This is a genomic window from Streptomyces sp. NRRL B-1347, from assembly GCF_000720325.1.
GTDB lineage: Bacteria > Actinomycetota > Actinomycetes > Streptomycetales > Streptomycetaceae > Streptomyces.
In genome coordinates, this window is the sequence record NZ_JOJM01000003.1 from 327,789 (window position 1) to 352,231 (window position 24,443).

24 protein-coding genes are annotated in these 24,443 nt (G+C 73.2%); 15 read left to right on the top strand and 9 right to left on the bottom strand.

Translation table 11 applies throughout. The annotated features are described in order from the left end of the window. Positions 1 to 92: 92 nt before the first annotated feature. The 7 genes from IG74_RS0103935 (at position 93) to IG74_RS0103965 (ending at position 7,405) form a co-directional block, all read left to right on the top strand. Entirely contained in the window at positions 93 to 1,289 is a 1,197-nt protein-coding gene (locus IG74_RS0103935; RefSeq protein ID WP_030669607.1) for an NAD(P)/FAD-dependent oxidoreductase, read from the top strand. Beyond that, complete coding sequence (locus IG74_RS0103940; protein WP_030669609.1) at positions 1,279 to 1,599, top strand: (2Fe-2S)-binding protein; 321 nt, start codon at positions 1,279 to 1,281, stop codon at positions 1,597 to 1,599. Before IG74_RS0103935 ends, IG74_RS0103940 begins: the two co-directional genes overlap by 11 nt. Then, positions 1,580 to 3,100 (top strand): NAD(P)/FAD-dependent oxidoreductase, encoded by a 1,521-nt coding sequence (locus IG74_RS0103945; RefSeq protein ID WP_030669611.1) that lies wholly within the window; start codon positions 1,580 to 1,582, stop codon positions 3,098 to 3,100. Before IG74_RS0103940 ends, IG74_RS0103945 begins: the two co-directional genes overlap by 20 nt. Positions 3,101 to 3,219: 119 nt before the next feature. Next, positions 3,220 to 4,143 carry a dihydrodipicolinate synthase family protein gene (locus tag IG74_RS0103950; protein WP_030669615.1) on the top strand — a complete coding sequence of 308 codons (924 nt, stop codon included), beginning with the start codon at positions 3,220 to 3,222 and terminating at the stop codon, positions 4,141 to 4,143. 18 nt (positions 4,144 to 4,161) lie between these two features. Continuing rightward, positions 4,162 to 5,166, top strand: a complete 1,005-nt coding sequence (locus IG74_RS0103955) for a proline racemase family protein (RefSeq protein ID WP_030669618.1) — start codon at positions 4,162 to 4,164, stop codon at positions 5,164 to 5,166. Beyond that, the gene (locus IG74_RS0103960; RefSeq protein WP_030669621.1) at positions 5,163 to 6,545 is read left to right on the top strand and encodes an aldehyde dehydrogenase family protein; all 1,383 of its coding nucleotides are present in this window, start codon (positions 5,163 to 5,165) and stop codon (positions 6,543 to 6,545) included. The genes IG74_RS0103955 and IG74_RS0103960 overlap by 4 nt, the downstream gene beginning before the upstream one ends. A gap of 137 nt (positions 6,546 to 6,682) precedes the next feature. Further along, a complete protein-coding gene (locus IG74_RS0103965; RefSeq protein WP_051854512.1) occupies positions 6,683 to 7,405 on the top strand; it encodes a GntR family transcriptional regulator in 723 nt (240 codons plus the stop codon). A 59-nt stretch (positions 7,406 to 7,464) separates the two neighbouring features. On the opposite strand, the gene IG74_RS0103970 is transcribed toward IG74_RS0103965, so the two are convergent. After that, complete coding sequence (locus IG74_RS0103970; RefSeq protein ID WP_158857420.1) at positions 7,465 to 8,133, bottom strand: GNAT family N-acetyltransferase; 669 nt, start codon at positions 8,131 to 8,133, stop codon at positions 7,465 to 7,467. Positions 8,134 to 8,399: 266 nt separating this feature from the next. Here IG74_RS0103970 and IG74_RS0103975 point away from each other — a divergent pair, with 266 nt between their 5' ends. Continuing rightward, positions 8,400 to 8,936, top strand: a complete 537-nt coding sequence (locus tag IG74_RS0103975; protein WP_234334220.1) for a diguanylate cyclase — start codon at positions 8,400 to 8,402, stop codon at positions 8,934 to 8,936. A gap of 46 nt (positions 8,937 to 8,982) precedes the next feature. Here IG74_RS0103975 and IG74_RS0103980 read toward each other — a convergent pair whose 3' ends face one another. Both IG74_RS0103980 and IG74_RS0103985 read right to left on the bottom strand, forming a co-directional pair. Beyond that, the gene (locus tag IG74_RS0103980) at positions 8,983 to 9,978 is read right to left on the bottom strand and encodes an endonuclease/exonuclease/phosphatase family protein (RefSeq protein WP_030669633.1); all 996 of its coding nucleotides are present in this window, start codon (positions 9,976 to 9,978) and stop codon (positions 8,983 to 8,985) included. A gap of 176 nt (positions 9,979 to 10,154) precedes the next feature. Continuing rightward, positions 10,155 to 10,865 (bottom strand): M15 family metallopeptidase, encoded by a 711-nt coding sequence (locus IG74_RS0103985; RefSeq protein WP_078868557.1) that lies wholly within the window; start codon positions 10,863 to 10,865, stop codon positions 10,155 to 10,157. Between the two features lie 86 nt (positions 10,866 to 10,951). On the opposite strand from IG74_RS0103985, the gene IG74_RS0103990 reads away from it, so the two are divergent. Next, positions 10,952 to 11,647 carry a response regulator transcription factor gene (locus IG74_RS0103990; RefSeq protein WP_030669637.1) on the top strand — a complete coding sequence of 232 codons (696 nt, stop codon included), beginning with the start codon at positions 10,952 to 10,954 and terminating at the stop codon, positions 11,645 to 11,647. Next, complete coding sequence (locus IG74_RS0103995) at positions 11,640 to 12,746, top strand: sensor histidine kinase (protein WP_030669638.1); 1,107 nt, start codon at positions 11,640 to 11,642, stop codon at positions 12,744 to 12,746. Before IG74_RS0103990 ends, IG74_RS0103995 begins: the two co-directional genes overlap by 8 nt. 249 nt (positions 12,747 to 12,995) lie before the next feature. On the opposite strand, the gene IG74_RS0104000 is transcribed toward IG74_RS0103995, so the two are convergent. Then, positions 12,996 to 13,277: a peptidylprolyl isomerase gene (locus tag IG74_RS0104000; RefSeq protein ID WP_030669639.1), complete on the bottom strand. Its 282-nt coding sequence runs from the start codon at positions 13,275 to 13,277 to the stop codon at positions 12,996 to 12,998. A 169-nt stretch (positions 13,278 to 13,446) separates the two neighbouring features. Here IG74_RS0104000 and IG74_RS0104005 point away from each other — a divergent pair, with 169 nt between their 5' ends. Next, positions 13,447 to 14,034 (top strand): TetR/AcrR family transcriptional regulator, encoded by a 588-nt coding sequence (locus tag IG74_RS0104005; protein WP_030669642.1) that lies wholly within the window; start codon positions 13,447 to 13,449, stop codon positions 14,032 to 14,034. A 220-nt stretch (positions 14,035 to 14,254) separates the two neighbouring features. Continuing rightward, positions 14,255 to 15,712: a glycoside hydrolase family 16 protein gene (locus IG74_RS0104010; protein WP_030669644.1), complete on the top strand. Its 1,458-nt coding sequence runs from the start codon at positions 14,255 to 14,257 to the stop codon at positions 15,710 to 15,712. A 136-nt stretch (positions 15,713 to 15,848) separates the two neighbouring features. On the opposite strand, the gene IG74_RS0104015 is transcribed toward IG74_RS0104010, so the two are convergent. The 3 genes from IG74_RS0104015 to IG74_RS0104025 are packed head-to-tail and all read right to left on the bottom strand — an operon-like array spanning position 15,849 to position 18,962. Then, positions 15,849 to 16,292 carry an SRPBCC family protein gene (locus IG74_RS0104015; protein ID WP_030669648.1) on the bottom strand — a complete coding sequence of 148 codons (444 nt, stop codon included), beginning with the start codon at positions 16,290 to 16,292 and terminating at the stop codon, positions 15,849 to 15,851. Positions 16,293 to 16,331: 39 nt separating this feature from the next. Continuing rightward, positions 16,332 to 17,669, bottom strand: a complete 1,338-nt coding sequence (locus IG74_RS0104020) for a carotenoid oxygenase family protein (protein ID WP_030669651.1) — start codon at positions 17,667 to 17,669, stop codon at positions 16,332 to 16,334. A 3-nt stretch (positions 17,670 to 17,672) separates the two neighbouring features. Continuing rightward, positions 17,673 to 18,962: an MFS transporter gene (locus IG74_RS0104025; RefSeq protein WP_037824365.1), complete on the bottom strand. Its 1,290-nt coding sequence runs from the start codon at positions 18,960 to 18,962 to the stop codon at positions 17,673 to 17,675. Between the two features lie 271 nt (positions 18,963 to 19,233). Between IG74_RS0104025 and IG74_RS0104030 the strand changes: the two genes are divergently transcribed. After that, complete coding sequence (locus IG74_RS0104030; RefSeq protein ID WP_030669657.1) at positions 19,234 to 22,056, top strand: helix-turn-helix transcriptional regulator; 2,823 nt, start codon at positions 19,234 to 19,236, stop codon at positions 22,054 to 22,056. Here IG74_RS0104030 and IG74_RS0104035 read toward each other — a convergent pair. Then, positions 21,994 to 22,398 carry a DUF2255 family protein gene (locus IG74_RS0104035; protein ID WP_051854514.1) on the bottom strand — a complete coding sequence of 135 codons (405 nt, stop codon included), beginning with the start codon at positions 22,396 to 22,398 and terminating at the stop codon, positions 21,994 to 21,996. The genes IG74_RS0104030 and IG74_RS0104035 overlap by 63 nt on opposite strands. A gap of 149 nt (positions 22,399 to 22,547) precedes the next feature. Between IG74_RS0104035 and IG74_RS0104040 the strand changes: the two genes are divergently transcribed. Together IG74_RS0104040 and IG74_RS0104045 are read left to right on the top strand one after the other, a co-directional pair. Beyond that, a complete protein-coding gene (locus IG74_RS0104040; RefSeq protein WP_030669665.1) occupies positions 22,548 to 23,345 on the top strand; it encodes a thymidylate synthase in 798 nt (265 codons plus the stop codon). Next, complete coding sequence (locus IG74_RS0104045; RefSeq protein WP_030669668.1) at positions 23,342 to 23,845, top strand: dihydrofolate reductase; 504 nt, start codon at positions 23,342 to 23,344, stop codon at positions 23,843 to 23,845. Before IG74_RS0104040 ends, IG74_RS0104045 begins: the two co-directional genes overlap by 4 nt. 157 nt (positions 23,846 to 24,002) lie before the next feature. Here IG74_RS0104045 and IG74_RS0104050 read toward each other — a convergent pair whose 3' ends face one another. Further along, positions 24,003 to 24,398 carry a VOC family protein gene (locus tag IG74_RS0104050; RefSeq protein WP_030669671.1) on the bottom strand — a complete coding sequence of 132 codons (396 nt, stop codon included), beginning with the start codon at positions 24,396 to 24,398 and terminating at the stop codon, positions 24,003 to 24,005. Positions 24,399 to 24,443: the final 45 nt, after the last annotated feature.

Consider the following 24,443-nt stretch of genomic DNA (forward strand, 5'->3'; position numbering starts at 1 on the left):
CACGGCCCGCTGAACAGGTCCCGGGCCAGCGAGAGTTGGGGCCGTGTGCGGGATCCCTTGGCAAGGCTGGTGCAATGTGAAATATTACTGGCGTGCCCACGAGGAACTCCACGGACGTCATCGTCATCGGGGCGGGTGTGGTCGGCGCCGCCTGCGCCTACTACGCGGCCCGCTCCGGACTCGACGTCACAGTGATCGACCGCGGCCCCGTCGCGGGCGGGACCACGGGTGCGGGTGAGGGGAACCTGCTGGTCTCGGACAAGGAGCCAGGACCCGAGCTCGATCTGGCCCTGCTGTCCACGCGGCTGTGGCGCGAGCTGGCCGACACCCTGCCGCCGCGCATCGAGTACGAGACCAAGGGCGGGCTCGTCGTCGCCTCCGACGCCCACGGCATGGCCGCGCTACGGGAGTTCGCCGCGCGGCAGGCGCGGTCCGGCGTCGTCGCCGACGAGGTGCCGCCCGACCGGCTCCACGACCTGGAGCCGCATCTGGCCCCCGGCCTCGCGGGCGGTTTCCACTATCCGCAGGACGCGCAGGTGCAGCCCGCCCTCGCCGCCGCCCAGCTGCTGCGCGCGGGCGGCGAACGGGTGCGGCTGCGGCTCGGCGAGGAGGTCACCGGCGTCCTCACCGGCTCCGGCGGGCGGGTGCGCGGGGTGTGTACGCCCTCGGGTGACCTCCACGCGCCGCACGTCGTCAACGCGGCCGGGACCTGGGGCGGCGAGGTCGCCCGGCTCGCGGGGGTGACACTGCCGGTACTGCCCCGGCGCGGTTTCGTCCTGGTCACCGAGCCGCTGCCCCGCGTGGTCCGGCGCAAGGTGTACGCGGCGGACTACGTGGCCGACGTCGCCAGCGACTCGGCGGCGCTCCAGACCTCCGCCGTCGTCGAGGGCACCCCGGCCGGGCCCGTCCTCATCGGCGCGAGCCGGGAGCGGGTCGGCTTCGACCGCTCCCTCTCGGTGGCGGTCCTCCGGCGCCTCGCCGCGCAGGCGGTACGGCTGTTCCCGGTGCTCACCACGGTCCGGGCCATGCGGACGTACGCCGGGTTCCGGCCCTACCTCCCCGACCACCTGCCCGCCATCGGCCCCGATCCGCGCGCGCCCGGCCTGCTGCACGCCTGCGGACACGAGGGCGCCGGGATCGGCCTGGCTCCGGCGACGGGGCTGCTCGTCGCCGCGATGCTCGGCGGCGACGGGCATCGCGGCGAACTCCCCCTTGACCTCAAGCCGTTCGGACCCGAGCGGTTCGACGGGAGCACCGACCCGAGAAAGGAGCCGGGGCATGGCGCGTGACCGCACCCCCGCCGACCTCGTCGGCGCCGCCCCCGACGCCGCGTTCGAGATCACCTTCGACGGGCGCCCCGTCCGCGCGCTGCCCGGCCAGTCCGTGGCCGCCGCGCTGTGGGCGGCGGGCGTCCTCGCCTGGCGCACCACCCGGGTCGGCGGGCGGCCGCGCGGCGCGTTCTGCGGCATCGGCCAGTGCCACGACTGCCTGGCCACCATCAACTCACGGCCGAACAGACGGGCCTGCCTGGTCCCGGCCCGGCCCGGCGACGCGGTCACCACGCAGGAGGGACACGGGCATGCGGGACTCGGCGTCTGAGGCGGCCCGGGTGCACCCGGGCCGCGCGGAACCGTACGACCTCGCCGTGATCGGCGCGGGCCCCGCGGGCCTCGCGGGCGCCGTCACCGCCGCCGAACTCGGTCTCTCGGTGGCCCTGTTGGACTCCTCGGCGCAGCCCGGCGGCCAGTACTACCGCCACCCCGAAGCGGCCCTGGGCGCCACGCGCCCCGAGGCCCTGCACCACGACTGGTCCGCCTTCGCGGACCTCCGCCGCCGCCTCGACGCCAGTGCCGTGTCACATTTGACGCGCCACCACGTCTGGACCGTCGTACGCGCGGACGACGCGGAGGGCGAGGAGCTGTGGGCCGTGCACGCCGTCACCGGCGGGGACGAAGACGGCGACGAGGAGCGTCCCGTGCGCGTGCGGGCCCGTACCGTGCTGCTCGCGACCGGGACGTACGAGCGCCATCTCCCCTTCCCCGGCTGGACGCTGCCGGGTGTCGTGGCCGCCGGAGGGGCCCAGGCGATGCTGAAGTCCGGTCTCGTGCTTCCGGGCGGCCGGGTCGTGGTGGCGGGCAGCGGGCCGCTGCTGCTCGCCGTGGCCGCGTCGCTCGCCTCGGCGGGGGCCCGGGTGCCCGCCGTGGTGGAGGCGTCGGGCTACCTCGCGTACGCCCGCGGGCCGGGCACCCTCCTGGCCAACCCGCACAAGCTCCTGGAGGGCGCGACCCACGGCGCGGCGCTGCTGCGGCACCGGGTGCGGCCCTTCGTCCGCAGCGCGGTGACCCGCGTGCACGGCACCGACCGGGTGGAAGCGGTCACCGTCTCGCGACTCGACCGGGAGTGGCGGCCCCTGCCCGGCACCGACCGCCGGATCGAGTGCGACGCGCTCGCGGTCGGCCACGGCCTGGTCCCCCAGCTCGAACTGGCCACCGGCCTCGGCTGCGCGACCCGGCGCACCCCGGACGGGACGCACGCGCTCGTACTCAACGCCCTGCAAGGGACCTCGGTGCCCGGCATCCACGCGGCGGGCGAGGCCGGCGGCGTGGGCGGCGCCCAACTCGCCTACACCGAAGGCGAGATGGCGGGCATCGCCATCGCCGCGCGCCTCCTGGGGCGGCCCGCGCTGCTCGGCGGCCCGCGCGTGCGCGAGCTGCGCAGCCGTCGGCGACGCCTTCGCGCCTTCGCCGACGTGATGGCGCGCGCCCACGCCCCGGGCGAGGGCTGGACGCGCTGGCTCGACGACGCGACGGACGTCTGCCGCTGCGAGGAGGTCACCGCGGGCAGCGTCCGCGAGGCCGTCGACGACTACGGCGCCCGGGACGCCCGCACCGTCAAACTGCTCACGCGCGCGGGCATGGGCTGGTGCCAGGGCCGCGTGTGCGGCACGGCCGTGGCCTGCCTCGCGGCGAACGCGGCGGGCGCGCGGCAGCAGCCGTCCCCCGAGCGCAGACCGCTGTCGGTGCCGGTGCCGCTGGGGGTGCTCGCGGCGGTGGACGCGCAGGACGAGGAGCCCTCCCGAGCCGAAGGAGGGCGCGCGTGACCGACCGCTAGCCCCCCGCCGGACGCCGGAACCCTGCGCCGAACCGCCCTCCGCCCGGACTCTTGTCGACCCCACACTCCTCTCAATAAAATGTCACACACCACAGAAGGGTTCTCTTCATGACCACACCCTCCTCCCCCGCCGCCTCCTGGACCCCCGAGCGCCCGTGGCGCGGCATCATGGTCGCCACCGCGCTGCCGCTGCGCGACGACCTGTCCGTCGACCACGACGCGTACGCCGAGCACGTCCGCTGGCTGATCGACAACGGCTGCGACGGCGTCGTGCCGAACGGCTCCCTCGGCGAGTACCAGACCCTCACCGACGACGAGCGCGCCCGCGTCGTGCGCACCGCCGTGGAGGCCGCGGGCGACGGGGCCCGGGTGATGCCCGGCGTCGCCGCGTACGGCAGCGCCGAGGCGCGCCGCTGGGCCGAGCAGGCGGGCGAACAGGGCTGCGGCAGCGTCCTGTTGCTGCCGCCCAACACCTACCGCGCCGACGACGACGCGGTACGCGCCCACTACGCAGAGGTGGCCCGGGCGGAGCTGCCCGTCGTGGCCTACAACAACCCCATCGACACCAAGGTCGACCTCACCCCGGCCCTGCTCGCCCAGCTGCACGGCGCGGGCGACATCGTGGCCGTCAAGGAGTTCACCGGAGACGTGCGCAGGGCGTATGAGATCGCCGAACTCGCCCCGGACCTCGACCTGTTGATCGGCGCCGACGACGTCCTCCTGGAGCTCGCCGTCGCGGGTGCCGTCGGCTGGATCGCGGGCTACCCCAACGCCTTCCCCGCCTCCTGCGCCGAGCTCTACCGTGCCGCGACCGCCGGTGACGTGGAAGCCGCCCTTCCGCTGTACCGGTCCCTGCACCCGCTCCTTCGCTGGGACTCCAAGACCGAGTTCGTGCAGGCCATCAAGGCGTCCATGGACATCGTCGGACGGCGCGGAGGGCCCACCCGGCCGCCGCGCACACCGCTGCCCGCACCGGCCGGGGACCGGGTGCGCGCCGCCACGGAGAAGGCCGTCGCCGACGGCCACCACTGACCCGGGGGGACTTCTTCCATGCGTACGCGTCACGTCTTCCACGCCGTGGACTCGCACACCGAGGGCATGCCCACGCGCGTGATCACCGGTGGTGTCGGGGTGATCCCCGGCGCCACCATGGCCGAGCGCAGGCTCCACTTCATCGAGCACCTGGACCACCTGCGCACGCTCCTGATGTACGAGCCGCGCGGGCACGCCGCGATGAGCGGCGCGATCCTCCAGCCGCCCACCCGCCCCGACGCCGACTACGGCGTGCTCTACATCGAGGTGTCCGGACTCCTGCCCATGTGCGGCCACGGCACCATCGGCGTGGCCACCGTCCTCGTCGAGACCGGCATGGTCCCGGTCACCGAGCCCGTCACCACGGTGCGGCTCGACACTCCCGCGGGCCTGGTCAGCGTCGACGTACAGGTCGAGGACGGAGCGGCGCGGTCGGTCACCTTCACCAACGTGCCCGCGTTCAGCGTCGGCCTGGACCGCAAGGCGGAGGTGCCGGGGTACGGCACGGTGACGTACGACCTCGCGTTCGGCGGGAACTTCTACGCGTTCGTCGAACTCGACGCGCTGGGCCTGCCGTTCGACCGGGCCCGCAAGAACGACCTGCTCGCGGCGGGCACGGCGGTCATGGCCGCGATCAACGCGTCCGACGAGCGGCCCGTCCATCCGGTCCAGGCGGAGATCGCGGGCGTCAAGCACGTCTACCTCGCCGCTCCCGGCTCCGACGCGCGCCGCTCGCGGCACGCCATGGCCATCCATCCGGGCTGGTTCGACCGCTCCCCCTGCGGCACGGGAACCTCCGCGCGGATGGCGCAGTTGCACGCCCGCGGCGCCCTGCCGCTGGAGAGCGACTTCGTCAACGAGTCGTTCATCGGTACGGAGTTCACCGGCCGCCTCGTCGCCGAGACCGAGGTCGGCGGGGTGCCCGCCGTCGTGCCGCGCATCACCGGGCGCGCCTGGGTCACCGGCACCGCCCAGTACTTCCTCGACCCCGACGACCCGTTCCCCGGAGGGTTCCTCCTGTGATCACCGCCCTGGACCCGGTTGTCTCGCGCAACCCGGCCGACCCCTCCGACGTGGTGGTGCGCACCGCCGCGCCCGGCGCGTTCGCCGCCGTCGACACCGTGGAGCGGGCCCGTACCGCGCAGCCCGGCTGGCGCCTGGGCGGCGCGGCGGCCCGCGCGGGCGCGCTCGGCGCCGTCGCCTCGGCCGTCGAGGCGGCCGCCGACGAACTGGCCGCGCTCGCGGTCCGCGAAGTGGGCAAGCCACTGACGGAGGCCCGCGCGGAGGTGGCGCGCACCGCCGCGATCTGGCGCTACTACGCCGAGGCCCCGTACGCGGCCGAGGGCTCCGTGCACGAACCCGCCGCCGGCGCCGGCCTTTTGCTCACCCGCCGCCGCCCGCACGGCGTCGCCGGTCTCGTCACGCCCTGGAACTTCCCCTTCGCCATCCCCAGCTGGAAGGCGGCCCCGGCCCTCGCGACCGGCAACGCCGTCGTCCTCAAGCCCGCGCCGGAAGCCACGGCCTGCGCGCTTCGCCTCGCCGAGATCGTCCAACAGGCCGTCCCCGACGGGGTGTTCACGGTTCTGCCCGGCGGTGCCAGCGAGGGCAACGCGGTCGTGTCGGCGGCCGACGCCGTCTCCTTCACGGGCTCCACCGTCGTCGGGCACGCCGTCGTGGCCCGCGCCGCCGCGCGGGGCATCCCCGTCCAGGCGGAGATGGGCGGCCTCAACGCGGCGATCGTCCTGCCGGACGCGGACATCGCCACCGCCGCCGCGCACCTCGCCGCCGCGATCGCCGGGTACGCGGGCCAGAAGTGCACCGCGACCAGCCGCGTCATCGCGGTCGGCGCGGCCCTCGCCCCGCTGCGCGAAGCCCTCGCCGAGCGGCTGCGGTCCGTGACCGTGGGCGACCCCGCCGATCCGGCCACCGCCTGCGGCCCCCTCATCGACGAGCGGGCCCGCGACCGGGTGGCCGACAGCAGACAGGGGCTGCCCGAACTCGTCGGGGCCGACGCCCCGCACGACGACGGCTGGTACGCGGCCCCCGCCCTCGTCACGGACGTGCCGCCCGGTCACCGGCTGCTGCGCGAGGAGGTCTTCGGGCCGCTGGCCGTGCTGCTCGGCGCCGCCGACCTGGACCACGCGGTCCGCATCGCCAACTCCACGCCCTACGGCCTGGTCACGTCCGTCCACACCGCGTCGCTCGACACCGCCCTGCACGGCCTCGACCACCTCGACACCGGCATGATCCGCGTCAACGCCCCGTCCACCGGCGTCGACTTCCACCTGCCGTTCGGCGGCTCCAAGGCCTCCAGCCACGGCCCGCGCGAACAGGGTCAGGCGGCGCTCGAGTTCTACACGTCGAGCCGCACCTACACCTTGGCTCCCGCACTGTCCCCGTGAAAACAACGTGACATTGTACGCTGGTGATCCACTCGACCGACGGAGCGTGGGCACGGTGCGAGCGCGAGGGCGCGCGGACACCGTGCGGGCGGGCGCGGGTACGGTGCGAGCGACGGTCACGAAGGGACACCACGACCATGGGCCACCTCAAGCAGCGCAACCTCATCACCACCAGGGAGCGCCTGCGCGACCAGGTGGCCCACGCCCTGCGCGCGGCACTGATCTCCGGTGAACTCCGCCCCGGCGAGGTGTACTCGGCGCCGGGCCTCGCGGAGGACTTCGGCATCTCCGCGACGCCCGTGCGCGAGGCGATGCTCGACCTGGCCCGCGAGGGCCTGGTCGAGCCCGTCCGCAACAAGGGCTTCCGGGTCACCGAGGTCAACGAACGCGACCTGGACCAGTACACGGAGATCCGCACCCTCATCGAGGTCCCCATGGTCGGCCGGATCACCCGCTCCGCCGCCCGCGAGGACCTGGAGGCGCTGCGCCCGGTCGCGCAGGAGATCGTCCGGGCCGCCCGCGAGCACGACCTCATCGGCTACCTCGAAGCCGACCGCCGCTTCCACCTCTCCCTGCTCGCCCTCGGCGGCAACGACCGCCTCGTCGAAACCGTCGGCGACCTCCGCAAGCGCTCCCGCCTCTACGGCCTCACCGCCCTCGACGAGAACAACCAGCTCCTCCCGTCCGCCGAGGAGCACATCGAACTCCTCGACCTGATGATCGCGGGCAACGCCAAGGCCGCCGAGAAGTGCATGACCCGCCACCTCAGCCACGTCCGCTCCCTGTGGGCGGAAGGCGCCCCGGACACCCCGCGGAAGCCCCACCGCGGCGGCGTCACGGCCCGCCTGGGATCGGGCTGAGCCGGACTGAACCCCGCGTCCCGAGCCTCCGACTCCTGATCACCCGAGCGGGGGCAGTGTCACACCGCGGCGGGTTCGAGGGTCCGTGGCTCTTGTTCCCGCTGCCGGAGGAGGGCGATGGCCTCGCGCAGGGTGAGGTGTGCCCGGGCCCGCCATTCGTGTTCGAGGATGGTGTACATGTTGCAGTCCCACCACCGGCCGTCACGGAAGTAGAGCTCCCGGACCTTCCCGTCGTGGGTGCTCCCGGAGGCGAGGAAGAGCCGCTGGGCGGTGAGGTTGTCGACCGCGGCCATGAACCACAGGCGGTGCACGCGCAGTTCGTCGAAGGCGAGGCCCGCGACGAGCTGGCTCGCCTCGTAACCGGCCGAGAGGTTCGCCAGGTGGGGCCGCAGGACGATCGAGTGGCAGTAGACGCTCGAGTACCGCTCGCGTTCCACCGTCACCGTGCCCGCGAGGGCGCCGTCCGCACGCTGGACGACGGCGAGGCGGTGCCGGGTCCTGGCGGGGTCCGCCTGCTCCGCCTCCGCCTCACGCACCAGGTCGACGACGGCGTCGTACGACATCGCGCCGGATGAGGTGTGGCGCATGACGTGGGGGTCGCCGAGTATCTCGGACAGCGCGTCGGCGTCGGACGCGACGAACTCTCGCAGCGCGAGCGCGGCGCCCTCGCGCACGACACGGGCGGCGGGCGCGAGGCAGGCAACAGCAGAGGGGAGGGCTTTACTCACAGTGACGATCATAATCTCGGCACATCTGCGGAGCGGGATCGCGACACACCCCTACGGACAAGGCGCACGCGCCGGGGTTTTGCCCCCTGAGCTTCGGGCTACCCGGCTGGCTGTCCGCTCTCCGCCGCAGCCGAGGTGAACCACACGATGGACCACTCGCACGCTCCCGATCCCGATGCCCTCGTCCCCTGTCGCTGCCCTTCGACGCGCGCACTGAGGCTGATGGTCTCGTGACCGGCGTGGAAGAGGCCACCCGGCGCTACCTGATGTACGGCGTGCTGCCGCTGTGGTGCGTTCCGGGCCTGGCCGACTGGGCCATGCACCGCCGCAGCCGCATCCAGGAGACCTCCGGCACCCGCGAGTCCCTCATCCACGCGCTGATGATGACCGAGGTCGGCATCCCCATCGCGCTGACCCTGCGCTACGAGGTCAACCCGCTGTTGCTGACCGTCCAGTCGGCCGCCACGGCCGCGCACGAGGCGACCGCGCTGTGGGACGTGCGCACCGCCGTACGCAGCCACCGCGAGGTCAAACCCATCGAGCAGCACATCCACAGCTTCCTCGAATCCCTGCCGTTCGCCGCGATGGCCGCCCTGTGGTGCCTCCACCACGACCAAGTCCGTTCGCTGCTGCGCGGCGGACGCGGCGCCGCGGACGCCTGGCGGCTGATCCCGCGTCGGCGGCCGTTCGCCCCTCGGTACCTGGCGGCCATCGCCGCCGTGGTCGGCGGCGGCGTCCTGCTGCCGTACGGCGAGGAGTTGCGCCGCTGCCACCGCGCCGCGCAGGCGGCGCGCACACCTTGAGCCATGACCGTTCGGGCCCGGCCCGGCGACGCCCCGGACGAGCGGTTCACCAGGTGATGGCGGCTGCCACCGGGCGGTGGTCGCTGCCCGTGGTGGGCAGCACCCACGCGCTCGCCGGTGTGACGCCGCGGACGAGGACGTGGTCGATCCGCGCCACCGGGAACTTCGCCGGCCAGCTGAAGCCGAAGCCGTCCCCGGCCGCGTTCTGGGCCGAGCGCAGCCGCGAGGTGAGGCCGTCGAGCGCGCGGTCGTCCACGGTGCCGTTCAGGTCGCCGAGCAGCACCACCCGCTCGTTCCGCTCGGCGGCGACGGCCTCGCCGAGCGCCTGCGCGTTCCTGTCCCGGCCGCCCGTCGAGAAGCCGTCACCCGGCAGCACGCGTACGGACCCGAGGTGGGCCACGTACACGGCGAGGGGCCCTTGGTCCGTGGCCACCGTGGTGCGCAGTGCCCGGTTGTCACCCCTGTCGGCGTCGACCGGTTTGGTGTCCGCCAGCGGCCCGTAGTCCGTCGCGATGTCGACCGGCCGGGTGTCCGACAGCGGCAGCTTGCTCCACAGGCCGACCGTGCCCCGCACCGCGTGGTGCGGATACGCCTTCGCCAACTCCCTCTCGTACACCGGCTTCGCCTGCGGGGTGATCTCCTCAAGCGCCAGCACGTCCGCGCCGGAAGCCACCAGGTCACGCGCGGTGCCGACCGGGTCGGGGTTGTCGGCGCCGACGTTGTGGGTGGCCACGGTGAGGTCACCGCCGGAGTGGGACTTGTCGACGAGCAGCCCGCCGAACAGGTTCAGCCACACCACGACGGGCAGCAGCAGCGCGGTCAGCGCCGAGGCGGAGCGGCGCCACAGCGCCCCGGCGAGCAGCACCGGGACGAGCAGGCCGAACCACGGCAGGAAGGTCTCCACCAGGCTGCCGAGGCCCCTGCGGTCCGTGATCCGCGCGTGCAGCAGCATGATCAGGCCGAGCAGCAGCGCAAGCGCCGCGAGGACGAGGCCGCGCTTCCAGGGCCCCGGCCGGAGGGCGATGCGGAGGGCCCGGCGGATGCGTGCCTGCCCGGTGTCCGAGCGGGTGTCGCGGTGGTCGGCCCCTGTCTGTCCGGTCGCCGCCCATGCCGTCGGGGCCGCCGGGTCCGTCGTACCCGTCGCGTCCGCCGTACCCGCCGTACCCGCCGTACCCGTCGTGTTCACCCGCGTCATCGTCCGTCCTCGTTCACTGCCGGTCACCGCTGCGTCCTCGGGTCCTGGGTGGGGTCGGCGTACCTGCGCGGACAGCCGCGATCGGTCGCTTCGGGGCGCAGTTCGTAGTGCCAGGGTTCGTTCTCGTAGATCTGGCACAGCCCGTACGCGGTGCCGTGCTCGGACAGCCACTGCGTCGCGGCGGAGCGCCCGATGTCGACCGCGTCGCCCGACACGTGCGGGGACGTCTCCGCCGTGGCCACCCATCGGGCGGCCTCGTCCTCGGACCCGTACTTGGAGATCGCCTCGCGAAGAAGCTGGTTCTGGTACGCCGGTGAGCGCCAGCCGCTGTTGACGGAGAACCGGACTCCGTCGTCCGCGGCGGCCGTCGCGGCCCGGCGTAAGGCCTTGAGCAGCCCCGGATCGAGCTTGGCCACGGCCGGAACCGCGTCGTCGAAGACCGTCGCACCGTCGTGGACGACACCGTCGGCCTCGCCGAGCGCACCACGGCGTTCACCGCGATCAGCGGGTGAGGGAGGCAAGGACGCCGAGAAGGGTGCGGACCCGGACGACTGCCGGCCGAGGACCACGGTGATCGCCGCGATGGCGGCGATCAGGCCGACGACGAGGAGTCGGCGCCACCGGCGGCTCGCTGCCCGCGCCGATGACGGTGTCGAGTTCGGTGCCGGTGCCTGTGCGAGTGCGGGTGCCGGTGCCTGTGCGGGTGCTGACGTTCGCTTCGAAGTCCGATTCATGCCGTCAGTCAAGAAAGTGCGGCGTTGCCGGCACGTATGCGGATTTCGATATGCCGACGATACGCGTCGCCTCGTAGCGTTGAGGCATGCGTGTGCTGATCGTCGAAGACGAGCCCTACATGGCCGAAGCCATCCGCGACGGACTGCGCCTGGAGGCGATCGCGGCCGACATCGCGGGCGACGGCGACACCGCGCTGGAACTGCTGAGCGTCAACGCCTACGACATCGCCGTCCTCGACCGCGACATCCCCGGGCCTTCCGGTGACGAGGTCGCCGAGCGCATCGTCGCCTCCGGCAGCGGCATGCCGATCCTCATGCTCACCGCGGCCGACCGTCTCGACGACAAGGCGTCCGGGTTCGAGCTCGGCGCCGACGACTACCTCACGAAGCCCTTTGAACTCCGCGAGCTGGCCCTCAGGCTCAGAGCGCTCGACCGCAGGCGTGCTCACAACAGGCCGCCCGTGCGGGAGATCGCGGGGCTGCGCCTCGACCCGTTCCGCAGGGAGGTCTACCGCGACGGCCGCTTCGTCGCACTGACCAGGAAGCAGTTCGCCGTGCTCGAAGTCCTCGTCGCCGCCGAAGGCGGTGTCGTCAGCGCCGAAGAACTCCTGGAGCGCGCGTGGGACGCGAACGCCGACCCGTTCACCAACGCCGTGCGCATCACCGTCTCGGCCCTGCGCAAACGGCTCGGCGAACCCTGGATCATCGCCACCGTGCCCGGCGTCGGCTACCGCATCGACACCCAGCCGGGAGCCGGGCCCGAGGGAGGCGGCCGTGCATAGGGCACCAGGTCTGAGCGCGCGCGCCAAACTCACCCTCAGCTACGCCGGGTTCGTCATGGTCGCGGGCACCTTGCTGCTCGCCGCCGTGTGGGTGTTCCTCCTGCAGTACGTACCGGACGACTGGGACCAGCGGCTTCTCCACGAGAATCCCAACCGCCAGCTGCTCGTGCACGCCTTCGCCCCGGCGGCGGCCACCGTGATGGTGCTCCTGCTGGTCTTCGGCCTCGTCGGAGGGTGGTTCCTCGCCGGCCGCATGCTCGCGCCCCTGACCCGGATCACGGACGCCGCCCGCATGGCCACGAACGGATCGCTCTCGCACCGCATCCGGCTGCCGGGCCGCGAGGACGAGTTCCGCGAGCTCGCCGACGCCTTCGACGCGATGCTCGTACGGCTCGAAGCGCACGTCGCCGAGCAGCGGAGATTCGCGGCGAACGCCTCGCACGAGTTGCGCACCCCGCTGGCGATCTCGAAAGCGCTGCTCGACGTGGCGCGCACCGATCCGGACCACGACACCGGTGAACTCATCGACCGCCTGCACGCCGTGAACACCCGGGCGATCGACCTCACGGAGGCGCTGCTCCTGGTCAGCCGGGCCGAGCAGCGGTCCTTCACCCGGGAGCGCGTCGATCTGTCCCTCCTGGTGGAAGACGCCACCGAAACGCTGCTCCCCCTCGCGGAGAAGCACGGAGTCACCATCGAGACCGAGATCGAGTCCGAAGGTGACGTCACCCACGCGGTCGGCTCACCCGTGCTCCTGCTGCAGCTGGCCACGAACCTCGTGCACAACGCGATCGTCCACAACCTGCCCGGACAGGGCACCGTGTGGGTCCGCACCAGCGTCCGCGCCAAGACGGTGGTGCTCACTGTCGAGAACACCGGCGAGCAGGTCACCCCGGAGCTGGCCTCGACGCTCACCGAACCGTTCCAGCGTGGCACCGAGCGCGTCCACACCGACCACGCGGGCGTCGGCCTCGGCCTGGCCATCGTCAAGACCATCACCCACGTGCACGACGGAACGCTCACGCTCGCCCCGCGCGCCACCGGCGGGATCCGCGTCACCGTGGAACTGCCCGCGACGGCAGCGCGGACCGACGGCTGAGGAATCCCTGGCCTTCACCCGGAACGGCGAAGGCCCCCTCATCGAGGGGGCCTTTCACGTGGAGCGCCCGGCAGGCCTTGCACCTACATTTCCCATCGGATGACGGGCGTCTTTCCTTGGACCACAGACGCGTGACTCCCGTGCCCTGCACCGGAGTTACGACAAGATCATACATGGGCCGGGAGGCGGTTCGACACCGGCCGCCGAGCGACCGGGCCGCGCCGCGACGGCGCGGCCCGATCCGCCGCGTCAGTCCTGGCGGCTCGTGACCTCGACGAGGTGCATGCCGAACTGGGTCTTCACCGGACCCTGGACCTCGCCGACCGGGGCCGAGAAGACGACCTGGTCGAACTCGGGCACCATCTGCCCCGGGCCGAACGAGCCGAGGTTGCCGCCGTCGCGCGACGAGGGGCACGAGGAGTGCTTCTTCGCCAGCTCGGCGAAGTCCGCTCCGCCCTCGATCTGCTCCTTCAGCTGCAAGGCCTCGGTCTCGGTCTTGACCAAGATGTGCCGCGCGGTAGCCCTAGCCATGTGTTACATCCTCTCGAGTACACGTCAACGCCGCCAAGGGTACGTGCCCGGTACTCCAGCGGCACTTCGTGCGGGGTCCGGCCTGCCGGGCCGCGCGACCGGCCTGGCCGCCACGACTGCGGGCCTTCTTTCGAAACGGTTACGCCTTCGCACTTGATAGCGTCCAGGTATGACCGTCACGCCCGGCCGCCGCGAGCGCAAGAAGGCCGCGACCCGCCAGAAGATCGCCGACACCGCCCTGCGGCTCTTCCTGGACCGCGGCTACGACGCGGTGGGCATCCGCGACGTGGCCGCCGAGGCCGACGTGGCCGTCACCACGCTCTTCTCCCACTTCGCCTCCAAGGAAGCCCTGGTCTTCGAGCAGGACGACCACTTCGAGCAGCGCCTCACCCGGGCGGTCGCCGACCGGGCGCCGGACCAGCCGCTGATCCCCGCCCTGCGCCGCGAGATCGAAGCCCTCGTCCGGCACTGCACGGGGGACGACGCCGCCCCGATCTACCGCATGATCGACGCGTCCTCCGCGCTGCGGGAGTACGAGGAGTCGATGCGGCTGCGCCACGCCGAGTCACTGGCCACGGCCCTCATCGCCGATCCCGGTCTGCCGCAGAGCGCGACGGCCTGCCGGACGATCGCCAGGTTCGTGATCGACGCCTACGCGCTGGCCCGCGAGGCGGCCGACCGGGACGCCGCGCTGGACGAGATCTTCCAGATGATCGAGGCCGCCTGGGAGGCCGCCTCCCCGCCTCGAAGCGCGTGAGGGACTCCCCCGGAACGAAGAGGCACCCTCAGCGCGAAGCCGCCGACGCGGCCACGGCCTACGCCACCGATACCTCCGACAGCGCCGAACCGCGCGCCGACTCCCGTACGCCTTCGAGAAGTTGACGCACGCACCCCATTGACGCATGGCATGCCCACAACTAAACAACTCTGAGAGCGCTCTCAGAACCGGCCGCCCTCCCCACCCTCCGAGGTGCCCCATGCGAGCAAGACGCGCCCCCTTCCGCTGCCTCCCGCGCACCCCGCTCCGCACCGCCCTGCTCACCGGCCTCGCCGCCCTCGGTCTGACCGCCCCGCTGCTCGCCCCGGTCGCGGCGAACGCCGACGTCCCCCCGGCCCCCGGCTGGACCCTCCAGTGGAGCGACGACTTCAACGGGCCCGCCGGCTCGCTGCCCTCCGCCGCGGACTGGCAGATCGACACCGGCCACGGCTACCCCGGCGGCCCCGCGAACTGGGGCACGGGCGAGGTCCAGAACTACACCTCGTCCCCCGACAACCTGGCCCTCGACGGCGGCGGCAACCTCCGCATCACACCGCTCAGGGACGGCGCGGGGAACTGGACGTCCGGCCGCGTCGAGACGCGGCGCGCCGACTTCAAGGCCCCTGCGGGCGGCACCCTCGCCATCGAGAGCCGCATCCAGATGCCGAACGTCACCGGCGAGCAGGCCCTCGGCTACTGGCCCGCCTTCTGGGCGCTCGGCGCGCCCTACCGGGGCAACTACTGGAACTGGCCGTCGATCGGCGAGTTCGACGTGATGGAGAACGTGAACAGGATCAACTCCGTGTGGGGCGTGCTGCACTGCGGCGTGAACCCGGGCGGCCCGTGCGACGAGACCAACGGCATCGGCGCGAGCCGCGCCTGCCCGGGCGCCTCGTGCCAGTCCGCGTTCCACACGTACCGCTTCGAGTGGGACCGGTCGGCGAGCCCGAACGTACTGCGCTGGTACGTCGACGGACAGCTGTTCCACAGCGTCGACGAGAACCGCGTGGGCGCCGCGGCGTGGGCCTCCATGACCGGCCACGCCGGGTACTTCCTCCTGCTCAACGTCGCGATGGGCGGCGGCTTCCCCGACGGCGTCGCGGGCCGCGCCACACCGGTCGCGGCGACGGTGCCGGGCCGGTCCATGCTCGTGGACTACGTGGCGGTGTGGACGCGCGGCGGCGGGGGCGGCGACCCCGGCCCCGGCACGCCGTCCACGCTGCACCTGCGCCCCGGCGGCACGCTCGGCGAGGCCACGGGCACCGCGTCCGCCACCACCCTCGCGTCGGCGGGCGGCACCAACCACGACGGCACCCCGAACGCCCCGCGGACGTTCACCGCGACCGGCGTGAACGGCACCCACAACGGCGGCACCACCCAGTTCGACCTGCTCGTCGACGCGGGCTCCACCGTGGCCAACGGCCAGCAGGTGCGGGTGAGTTACGACCGCACGGGCGACGGCTCCTGGGACCGCACCGAGACCTACCGCTACTTCGCGACGGACCCGGTGCCGGGGTACGAGCACTACACCCAGGGCCAGGGCCTGAAGTCGGCCACCGGCGAGCACGGCACGATGCGCGGCGGCACGGTCCGCGTCGAGGTGTGGAACGCGATCGGCAACGGGCCCAGCACCCTGGGCACCGGCAACCAGTCGGTCGTACGGATTCCCTTCGGCTGAGGCCCGCGCCGCCCGCCCCGCGCGCGGGACCACGGCGAGCGGCTCACGGCCTCGGGGGGACCGGTCGTGATCCGCTCCCCCCGACGGGCAGCCGAACCAGCAGTGGACGCTGATCTACGGCCCCTGACCCGAGGGGTCACCCCTCCGCCGTCTTCTTCAGGGCCGCGAGCCACGTGGTGAGCGAGTCGTCGAGGGCGGCGGCGAGGCCGTCCCGGTCGGCTTCGACCGGCGCGCCCGCCCAGGACTCGCGGGTGCGGACCACGACGTCGTCGCCGTCCTCTGTGAAGGTCCACTCGTGGACGCCGGTGATGCCGTGCGCGGGGCCGCCCCACAGGATGCGGTGCGGGGCGTCGACCGCGTAGACGGTGGAGTCGATGGACAGGCCCGCGGTCTCCCAGTGGAAGGTGGCGCCGGGTGCCACGGGGCTGTCGAGCCGGGCCTCGCTGATGGCGTGCTGCCAGTCCGGCCAGCAGCCGATGTCGGTGTGCAGCCGCCAGACCCGCTCCAGCGGGGCGGCGATCCGGAGGGTGTGGTCGGCGACGACGGGGGCGTTCTCGTCGATGGTCGTGGGGTACGTCATGGCGGTTCCTCCGTGTAGGTGTGTGTGGGGGGGGGCGGGTCAGGCGGGCAGTTCGGAGTCGGGGATCCAGTGGCCGTGGATCCCGGCGGGCACCCGGCGGGGAAGCTCGACGGCGGCCACCGTGCTCAGGTCGCCCGCGTCCAGGACGAGCAGCTCCGAAGCGTCGGCCTTGAGGTCGCTGACGACGGTGAGCAGGTAGCCGTCGTCCTCGGCGGTGCCGCCCGCGGCGGGCGCGAAGACGGCCTCCCCCGGCATCCGGCCCTCGCCGTGCGCGAGGAGCTTCTCCTTGCCGGTCAGCGAGTCGAACTTGACGGTGTGGTAGCCCGAGAGGCCCGCGCCGGGGAAGACGATGGCGTAGCTGTAGCGGTGGGCCGAACCGGTGTGGGCGTCGTTGATCGACGGGAACTCGGTGGCCAGGTCGTTGAGGGACTCGGTGGTGACCTTGCCCGTGACCGGGTCGATGATCCACCGGTGGAGGGTCGACCCGGCGTCGGGGCTTGTGCCGTGGCCGGGGGCGCCGACCCACCACTTCCACGAGCTCTCCCAGGCGGAGCGGTCGAAGCGCGGCGCTTCGAGGACGACGCGGCCCCGCGGGTCGGTGTGGGCGTTGGCGACGTGCAGCAGCGCCGCCTGATCGGCGACCTCGAACCAGCTGATCCTGCCCCCGGCGCGCGGCATCACGCCAATGCGCAGCGGGACGTCGTCGTGCCAGCGGTAGGGGATGCCGGAGTGCTCGGCGTGGTCGAAGACCACCGGCGAGTTGATGAAGACGACGTGCTCGCGGGTGATCGCGAAGTCGTGCATGAGCGAGGGCCCCGAGCCGTCGACGGCCTCCGACCTGACGATGTCCCCGGAGGCGTCGGCCACGTAGTACGTCAGGTACGGCGGGAAGGGGCTGTAGCTGAAGAAGTGCAGCTCGCCGGTGCTCGGGTCCTCCTTGGGGTGGGCGGTCATGGCGCTGGTGAGCTTGCCGCCGAAGTCGTACACGCCGATCGTGTCGAGGTCGGCGCTGACCTCCCAGGGCAGATTGGCCTCCTGGAGGGCCAGGTAACGGCCCCCGTGGAAGACGATGTTGGTGGCGGCTGCGCTGACGTCGAGCTCGGTCCCGGTGAACGGCACGCCGTCCAGGAAGGGGGTGCGCACCCAGCGGTTGCGGTACCACTCGGCCCGGCCGTCCGTGAGGCGCACGCCGTGGATCATGCCCTCGCCGCGGAACCAGTGGGTGGGGGTGACGCCCGGCTTGGGGTTGTGGCCGTTGCGGAAGTAGCGGCCGTTCAGCTCCGGCGGGAGGGTGCCGCGCACCGTCAGGTCGTGGCCGGTGATCTCGTCGGTGACGGGGGTGAAGTGGCCGCTGACGTACGGCTTGTCGAGGGTCATGGGTCATGCCTTTCGCGTCGGGAGGGTCGAGAGCGCGCAGAGGAGCAGCGTCAGGGCGGCGCAGGCCAGGAAGGCCGTGCCGAAGGAGGGCAGCAGGGTCAGGAAGGACAGGCCGATGGCTCCGCCGAGCTGCCGGGTGGCGTTGACGAGGCCGCCGGCCAGGCCGTTGTCGGCGGCGGCGACGCCCGTGGAGGCCAGCGCGGTGAGCCGGACGAAGGCCACGCCGAGACCGCAGCCGATGAGGAGCGTCGGGCCGAGCAGGTCCCCGGGGAAGGTGCCGTCGGCCGGGGTCCGGGACAGCCAGGCCAGACCGGCCGCGAGGACCAGCAGGCCGGTGGGGAGCACGGCGCGGCCGGACACCTTGCCGGTCGCCCAGGACGAGAGGGTGACCATGAGGGCGAGGGGAAGCTGGGTGAGCCCGGCCGCCAACGGCGAGTAGTCCAGGGTGCGTTGCTGGTAGAGGGGCAGGAAGTAGAACAGGCCGAGCCAGACCGCGCCCAACAGGGCCATCAGTACGTTGGGCACCGCCACCACACTCATGCGCGGCGGCAGCAGCGGCTCCGCGGCGCGGCGCTGGCGCACCGTGAACAGGCCGAGCAGCACCGCACCGGCCACCGCGAGCGGCCACGGGCCCGACAGGCCGTAGGTGAGCGCGACGAGGCCCGCCGTGACCGTCACCGCGCCCGGCACGTCCAGGCTGCCGCCGCGCGGCCGGTCGGCGGCGACCAGCAGCCGGGTGGCCACCAGGACGGCCAGGGCGAGGGGCACCATCACGACGAACACCGCGCGCCAGCCGTACAGGCTGGTGAGCAGCCCGCTCAGCAGCACGCCCGCCGCCCCGCCGGCCCCGGAGACCGCGCCCCACACGCCGAGCGCGGTGCCGCGCCGCTCCCTGCCGGGGTAGAGCGTCAGGACGAGGGCGAGGGCCGTCGGCGCGAGGAGAGCGGCACCCATGCCCTGCACCGCCCTGGAAGCGATCAGCACCGCCGTCGTGGGCGCGAGGGCCGCGCCCAGGGAGGAGAGCGCGAACAGGCCCGTGCCGCACAGGAAGACGCGGCGCAGGCCGTGGACGTCACCCGCGCGCCCGCCGGGGAGCAGCAGCGCCCCGAAGAGCAGGACGTAGGCGTTGACCGTCCACGCCTGGCCCGTGTCCGACAGGTCGAGACCGGCTCGGATCTGCGGCAGCGCGACGTTCACGATCGACGTGCTCAGGACGACCAGGAACTGGGCCGTGGCCAGAACCGCCAGCGGCATCCAGCCGGTGGTGGTCCGTTGCGGTGCGGTGCGGGTCATGGCTCGACCCTCGCAGCGGGCGTCCGGCGCTCGCGTCGGTAGTCATTGCCTATACGGCTCTCTGCGAGGAGGCCCTATAGGTGACTTGGGGTCTCCCTATGGGCGACTGGGGGTCTCCCCATAGGTGACTTGGGGTCTTCCCCGTGGGTGGCTGACGGTCTCCACAGAGGGTCGATGGCGGTCCCCCGGAGGGCGGATGAGGTTTTTCCCGCAGGCGGTTGGGGGTCTTCCCGGATTCCCCTGGGGCGCCCGACCGCATAGGTTTTCGGACATGCCCGAGACATACGAGGATGTGCTGATCGGCCGTCAGGACGACCTGCGGCGGCTCGACGCCCTGCTCCGAGCGGCCCGGGAGAGCCGGGGCGGCGCCCTCGTCCTGCGCGGTGAGCCGGGCATCGGAAAGAGCGCGCTGCTGCGGCAGTCGGCGGAGTCCGCGACCGGGTTCCTCGTCCTGCGGGCTTCCGGCGCGGAGTTCGAGATGGAGCTGCCGTTCGCCGCGCTGCACCAGTTGCTCGGCCCCGTCACCGGCCACCTTGAGGCGCTGCCCGCGCCGCACCGCAAGGCGCTGGAGGTCGCCTTCGGGCTCGACACGGGCACGCCCGATCCGTTCCTGGTCGGCGTCGCGTCGCTCGGCCTCCTCGTGGAGACGGTCCGGGAGCGCCCGCTGCTGTGCGTCGTCGACGACGCACAGTGGCTGGACCGGGCGTCGGCCAAGGCGCTCGCCTTCCTGGCCCGCCGGGTCTCGGCCGAGTCGATCGCCCTGGTGTTCGCGGTGCGCGAGCCGAGCCCGCTGCCCGAGTTCGGCGGGCTGCCCGGCCACGCGCTGCGGGGACTCGGCGCGGCGGATGCCCGCGCGCTGCTGGCCGCGGCGGTCCGCGCGCCGTTGGACGAGCACGTGCGCGCCCGCATCCTGGCCGAGGCGCGGGGCAACCCCCTGGCGCTCGTGGAGCTGCCAAGGACCGCGGGGCTCGCCGGGATGGCGGGCGGATTCGCCGAGCCCGACTCGATACCCGGCGTGATCGAGCAGAGCTTCCGGGCCCGGCTCGCGCTCCTTCCGTCGGCGGCCCGGCTCCTGGTGACCGTCGCCGCCGCCGACCCGATCGGTGACCCCGAGCTGCTCTGGCGTGCGGCCGAGCACCTGGGCATCGACGCGGCGGCGGCCGCGGAGTCCGTGCCCCTGGTCGAGTTCGGTGCCCGGATCCGGTTCAGCCACCCCCTCGCGCGCTCGGCCGCGTACCGGGCGGCGGCGCCCGAGGAGCGGCGCAGGGCGCACGGGGCGCTGGCAGCCGCGACCGACCCGGTCACCGACCCCGACCGACGGGCCTGGCATCGCGCCCAGGCCGGCGCGGGCCCCGACGAGCAGGTCGCCGCCGAGCTCGAGGCCTCCGCCACCCGCGCCCAGGAGCGGGGCGGCGTCGCGGCGGCGGCCGCCTTCCTCGAACGGTCGGCCGCGCTCACGATCAGCCCGGTCCGGCGCGCGGAGCGGACCCTCGCCGCGGTCCGGGCCAAGCTCTCGGTGGGCGACTTCGACGCGGCGGCCGACCTGCTCGCCACCGTGCGGACCGACGATCCGGGCCGGGCCGCGCGGGCCGACCTGCTCCGCGGCAGGCTTTCGTTCGCCCGCCGCCGGGGTGACGAAGGCCCGACGGCGCACCTGCTGCGGGCCGCCGCCCGCCTCGCGGCCACCGATCCCGCCTGGTCGCGCGAGTGCTCTCTGGACGCGGTCGAGATGGGCCTGCTGCTCGGCGGCTTCGAGGAGGTGGTGGAGGCGGTCAGGGAGACGGAGACGCGGGGCGACCCGGTGTCCGGAGCGGCGGAATCCGGGACGGCAGCACCCGGGACGACGGATTCCGGGACGGCCGCACCCGGGACGACGGCCCCCGAGACAGCCGCACCCGAGACGGCAGCACTCGGGAAAGTGGCACCCGGCTCACCCCCCTCCGGCACGCCCGCGGTCCTGACCGGCCTCATCAGCCTGGTCAGCGACGGCCACCTCACGGCGGGCGACATCCTCCGGCCGGTGGTCGGCGACCCCGGTCACGAGGTGTGGGCCAGGCGGCCGTCGCTGGGCTTCATGCTGGCCACCGAGCTGTGGCACTTCGAGTCGCTGCACGGCATCGCCGCCCGTGCCGTCACGGCGGGCCGCGAGTCGGGCTCCTTCCACGCGCTGCCCATCGCCCTGGCCATGCGGGCCACCGCGGCCGTGCACCGGGGCGCCTTCGGTGCCGCGGCGGAGCTGATCTCCGAGGAGGAGGCGATCGCCGACGCGACCGGCGCCGCGCCGCTGGTCTACCCGCGCCTGCACCTGGCCGCGCTGCGCGGGCGGCGCGAGGAGGCCGTCGCGCTGTTCGCCTCGGTGGATCACCGGATGAGCCTCAGCGTGCAGTGGGCGACGGCCGTGCTCAGCAACGGCCTGGCGGACTACCCGGCCGCGCTGAAGGCGGCACGGCAGGCGTTCGAGTACGGCGCGATCGGCACGGCGGGCCTCGCCCTGCCCGAGCTGGTCGAGGCGGCCGTGCGGTGCGGCGAGCCGGAGACCGCCGCCGCGGCCCACGCCGCCCTCCGGCAGCGCACGCAGGCGGGCCGGCAGGCCTGGGGCCTGGGCGTCGAGGCCTACGCGCGCGCCCTGGTCACCGGCGACGAGTCCGCGTACCAAGAGGCGATCGACCTGCTCGACGACAGCTCCCTGGTGGTCTACCGCGCCCGGGCCCAGCTGCTGTACGGCGAGTGGCTGCGCCGCCAGGGCCGACGGCGCGACGCCCGGTCCGCGCTGCGCCTCGCCCACGGGACGCTGTCCGACCTCGGCATGGAGGCGTTCGCCGAGCGCGCCGCCGGTGAGCTGCGCGCCACGGGCGAGCAGGCCCGCAGCCGTACGGCGCAGGCGACGGACCAGCTGACGATGCAGGAGGTGCACATCGCGCGCCTGGTCGCCGACGGCGCCACCTCCAAGGAGGTGGCCGCGAAGCTGTTCCTCAGCCCGCGCACGGTCGACGCCCATCTGCGCAACATCTTCCGCAAGCTCGGCCTCACCTCACGCAGACAGCTCCGGGACCTGCCCGGGATCCGCCAGGGCCTGTCCGGTGGACAGGCCTAACCGCATGGTGGTGGCCGCGGCCCCGGGCCCGTTCATCGACTCCACGGGGCCGGGCCAGCTCAGTCCGTACTTGGCCCGGTAGGCACCGGAGACACGCCGGACGAGCTCGGGATCGTCCACCGCCTCCAGCGCGACGGACACCCGGGCCCCGCCGGCCTCCGCCCCCACCTCCGTCTCCGCGCCCCGCAGCACCCGCCGGTACCACGCGCTGCGCCGCCCGAACGCGGACCGGACGTACGCCTTCCCGTCCACCCCCACCACCCAGACCGCCCTGCCCGACCACCGGCCGTCCGCATGCCGAACCCACAAGACGATCTCCGCGCGCCCCACGACAGTGTCCATGGCCCCACCGTCACCGCACGGTCGCCGCGTCCGCGTCGGTGGTCATCACCTAGATCCCGGATGGATCCCGTAGATCCCGGAGCATGGTCGTCGAGCATCCCGGAGCATGGTCGTCGAGCTCGCCCCGCAGGCCAGTAGACTTCTCGGTTGTGGCGGACACCCAGTACGAAGACCTGTTGCGGCTAGTGCTCACCTCCGGGACGGCGAAGGCCGACCGGACGGGCACCGGTACCCGAAGTGTCTTCGGACACCAACTGCGCTACGACCTCTCTCAGGGGTTCCCGCTGGTCACCACCAAGAAGGTGCACCTCCGGTCCATCGTGTACGAGCTCCTGTGGTTCCTGCGCGGCGACGCGAACGTCCACTGGCTGCAGGAGCACGGCGTCACCATCTGGGACGAGTGGGCCGACGAGAACGGCGACCTCGGCCCGGTGTACGGCGCGCAGTGGCGTTCCTGGCCCGCCCCGGACGGCCGGCACATCGACCAGATCAGCGAGGTCCTGGACACGCTGCGCCGGGACCCCGACTCCCGCCGGATGATCGTCTCCGCGTGGAACGTCGCCGAGCTCGACAAGATGGCCCTCGCCCCGTGCCACGCCTTCTTCCAGTTCTACGTCGCCGACGGCAAGCTCTCCTGTCAGCTGTACCAGCGCAGCGCGGACCTGTTCCTCGGTGTCCCGTTCAACATCGCCAGCTACGCCCTGCTCACGCACATGGTGGCGCAGCAGGTCGGCCTCGAACCGGGTGACTTCATCTGGACCGGCGGCGACTGCCACATCTACGACAACCACGTGGAGCAGGTGACCGAGCAGCTCTCGCGCACCCCGCTCGAATTCCCGAGCCTCGACCTGCGCCGGGCCGATTCGCTGTTCGAGTACGCCTTCGCCGATGTGAAGGTGCTCGACTACCAGCACCACCCGGCCATCAAGGCTCCGGTCGCGGTATGAGGGTCGGGCTGATCTGGGCGCAGACCCTCGACGGCGTGATCGGCGCGGACAACGGGATTCCGTGGCGGCTGCCCGAGGACATGGCGCACTTCAAGGCCACCACGCTCGGTCACCCCGTGGTGATGGGCCGCAAGACGTGGGATTCGCTGCCTCCGCGATTCCGCCCGCTGCCCGGCAGGCGCAACGTCGTGGTGACGCGCGACCCGCACTGGACGGCCGAAGGCGCCGAACGCGCCGGGTCCATCGCCGAGGCCCTGGAGCGCGCGGCCGAGCCGTTGGAGTCGCACACCCCCGCCGCGGCCTGGGTCATCGGCGGCGGCGAGATCTACCGGGCGGCCCTGGAACACGCCACGACGCTGTCGGTGACGGAAGTCGACACGACGGTGGAGGGCGACACCTACGCCCCGACGCCGGATCCGACGTGGCAGGTCGCCGAGGACAAGGGCTGGCAGTCCTCCACGTCCGGGCTGCGCTACCGCATCCGCACCTACACCCGGTGACGGTCCGCCCGCCCCTCTGACCGGCCTCCCACGCGACCGTCACACCGGCTGCCCCCCTCATGGTCCCCCAACGCCCCAGGGAGAGCGATGAGTCGGGGCCGCACGGCATGGCGTCCGGCCGCGGTGCCACGGCACGCCGCGCGGCCCGTCCGGCGGCCTAGCTTCCCGGCGCCAGGGTGCGCAGGACGTCGAACTCGTTGCCCTCGGGATCGGCCATCACCACCCAGTTCCGGTCCGTGCCCTGGCCCACGTCCGCCCTGATGGCGCCGAGGCCGAGCAGTCTGGCCACCTCGTCCTCGGTGCTGCGGTCGATCGGGCTGACGTCGAGGTGCAGCCGGTTCTTGACGGTCTTGCCCTCGGGCACCCGGATGAACTGGAGGGTGGGCGGCATCTGGCGGGCCCGCACGTCCTCGGCGGTCGGCACCCAGGACCCGATCTCGACCCTGCCCTCGCCCCGGTCGATCACCTTGAAGTCCAGGACCTCGCACCAGAAGGCCGCGAGCCGTTCCGGATCGTGGCAGTCAACGACCAACTCGGTGAACCTACTTGTCATGTCTCTCCCAGGTAGTGCCGGTCGGGGCTCAGAGTACGTCGCCCG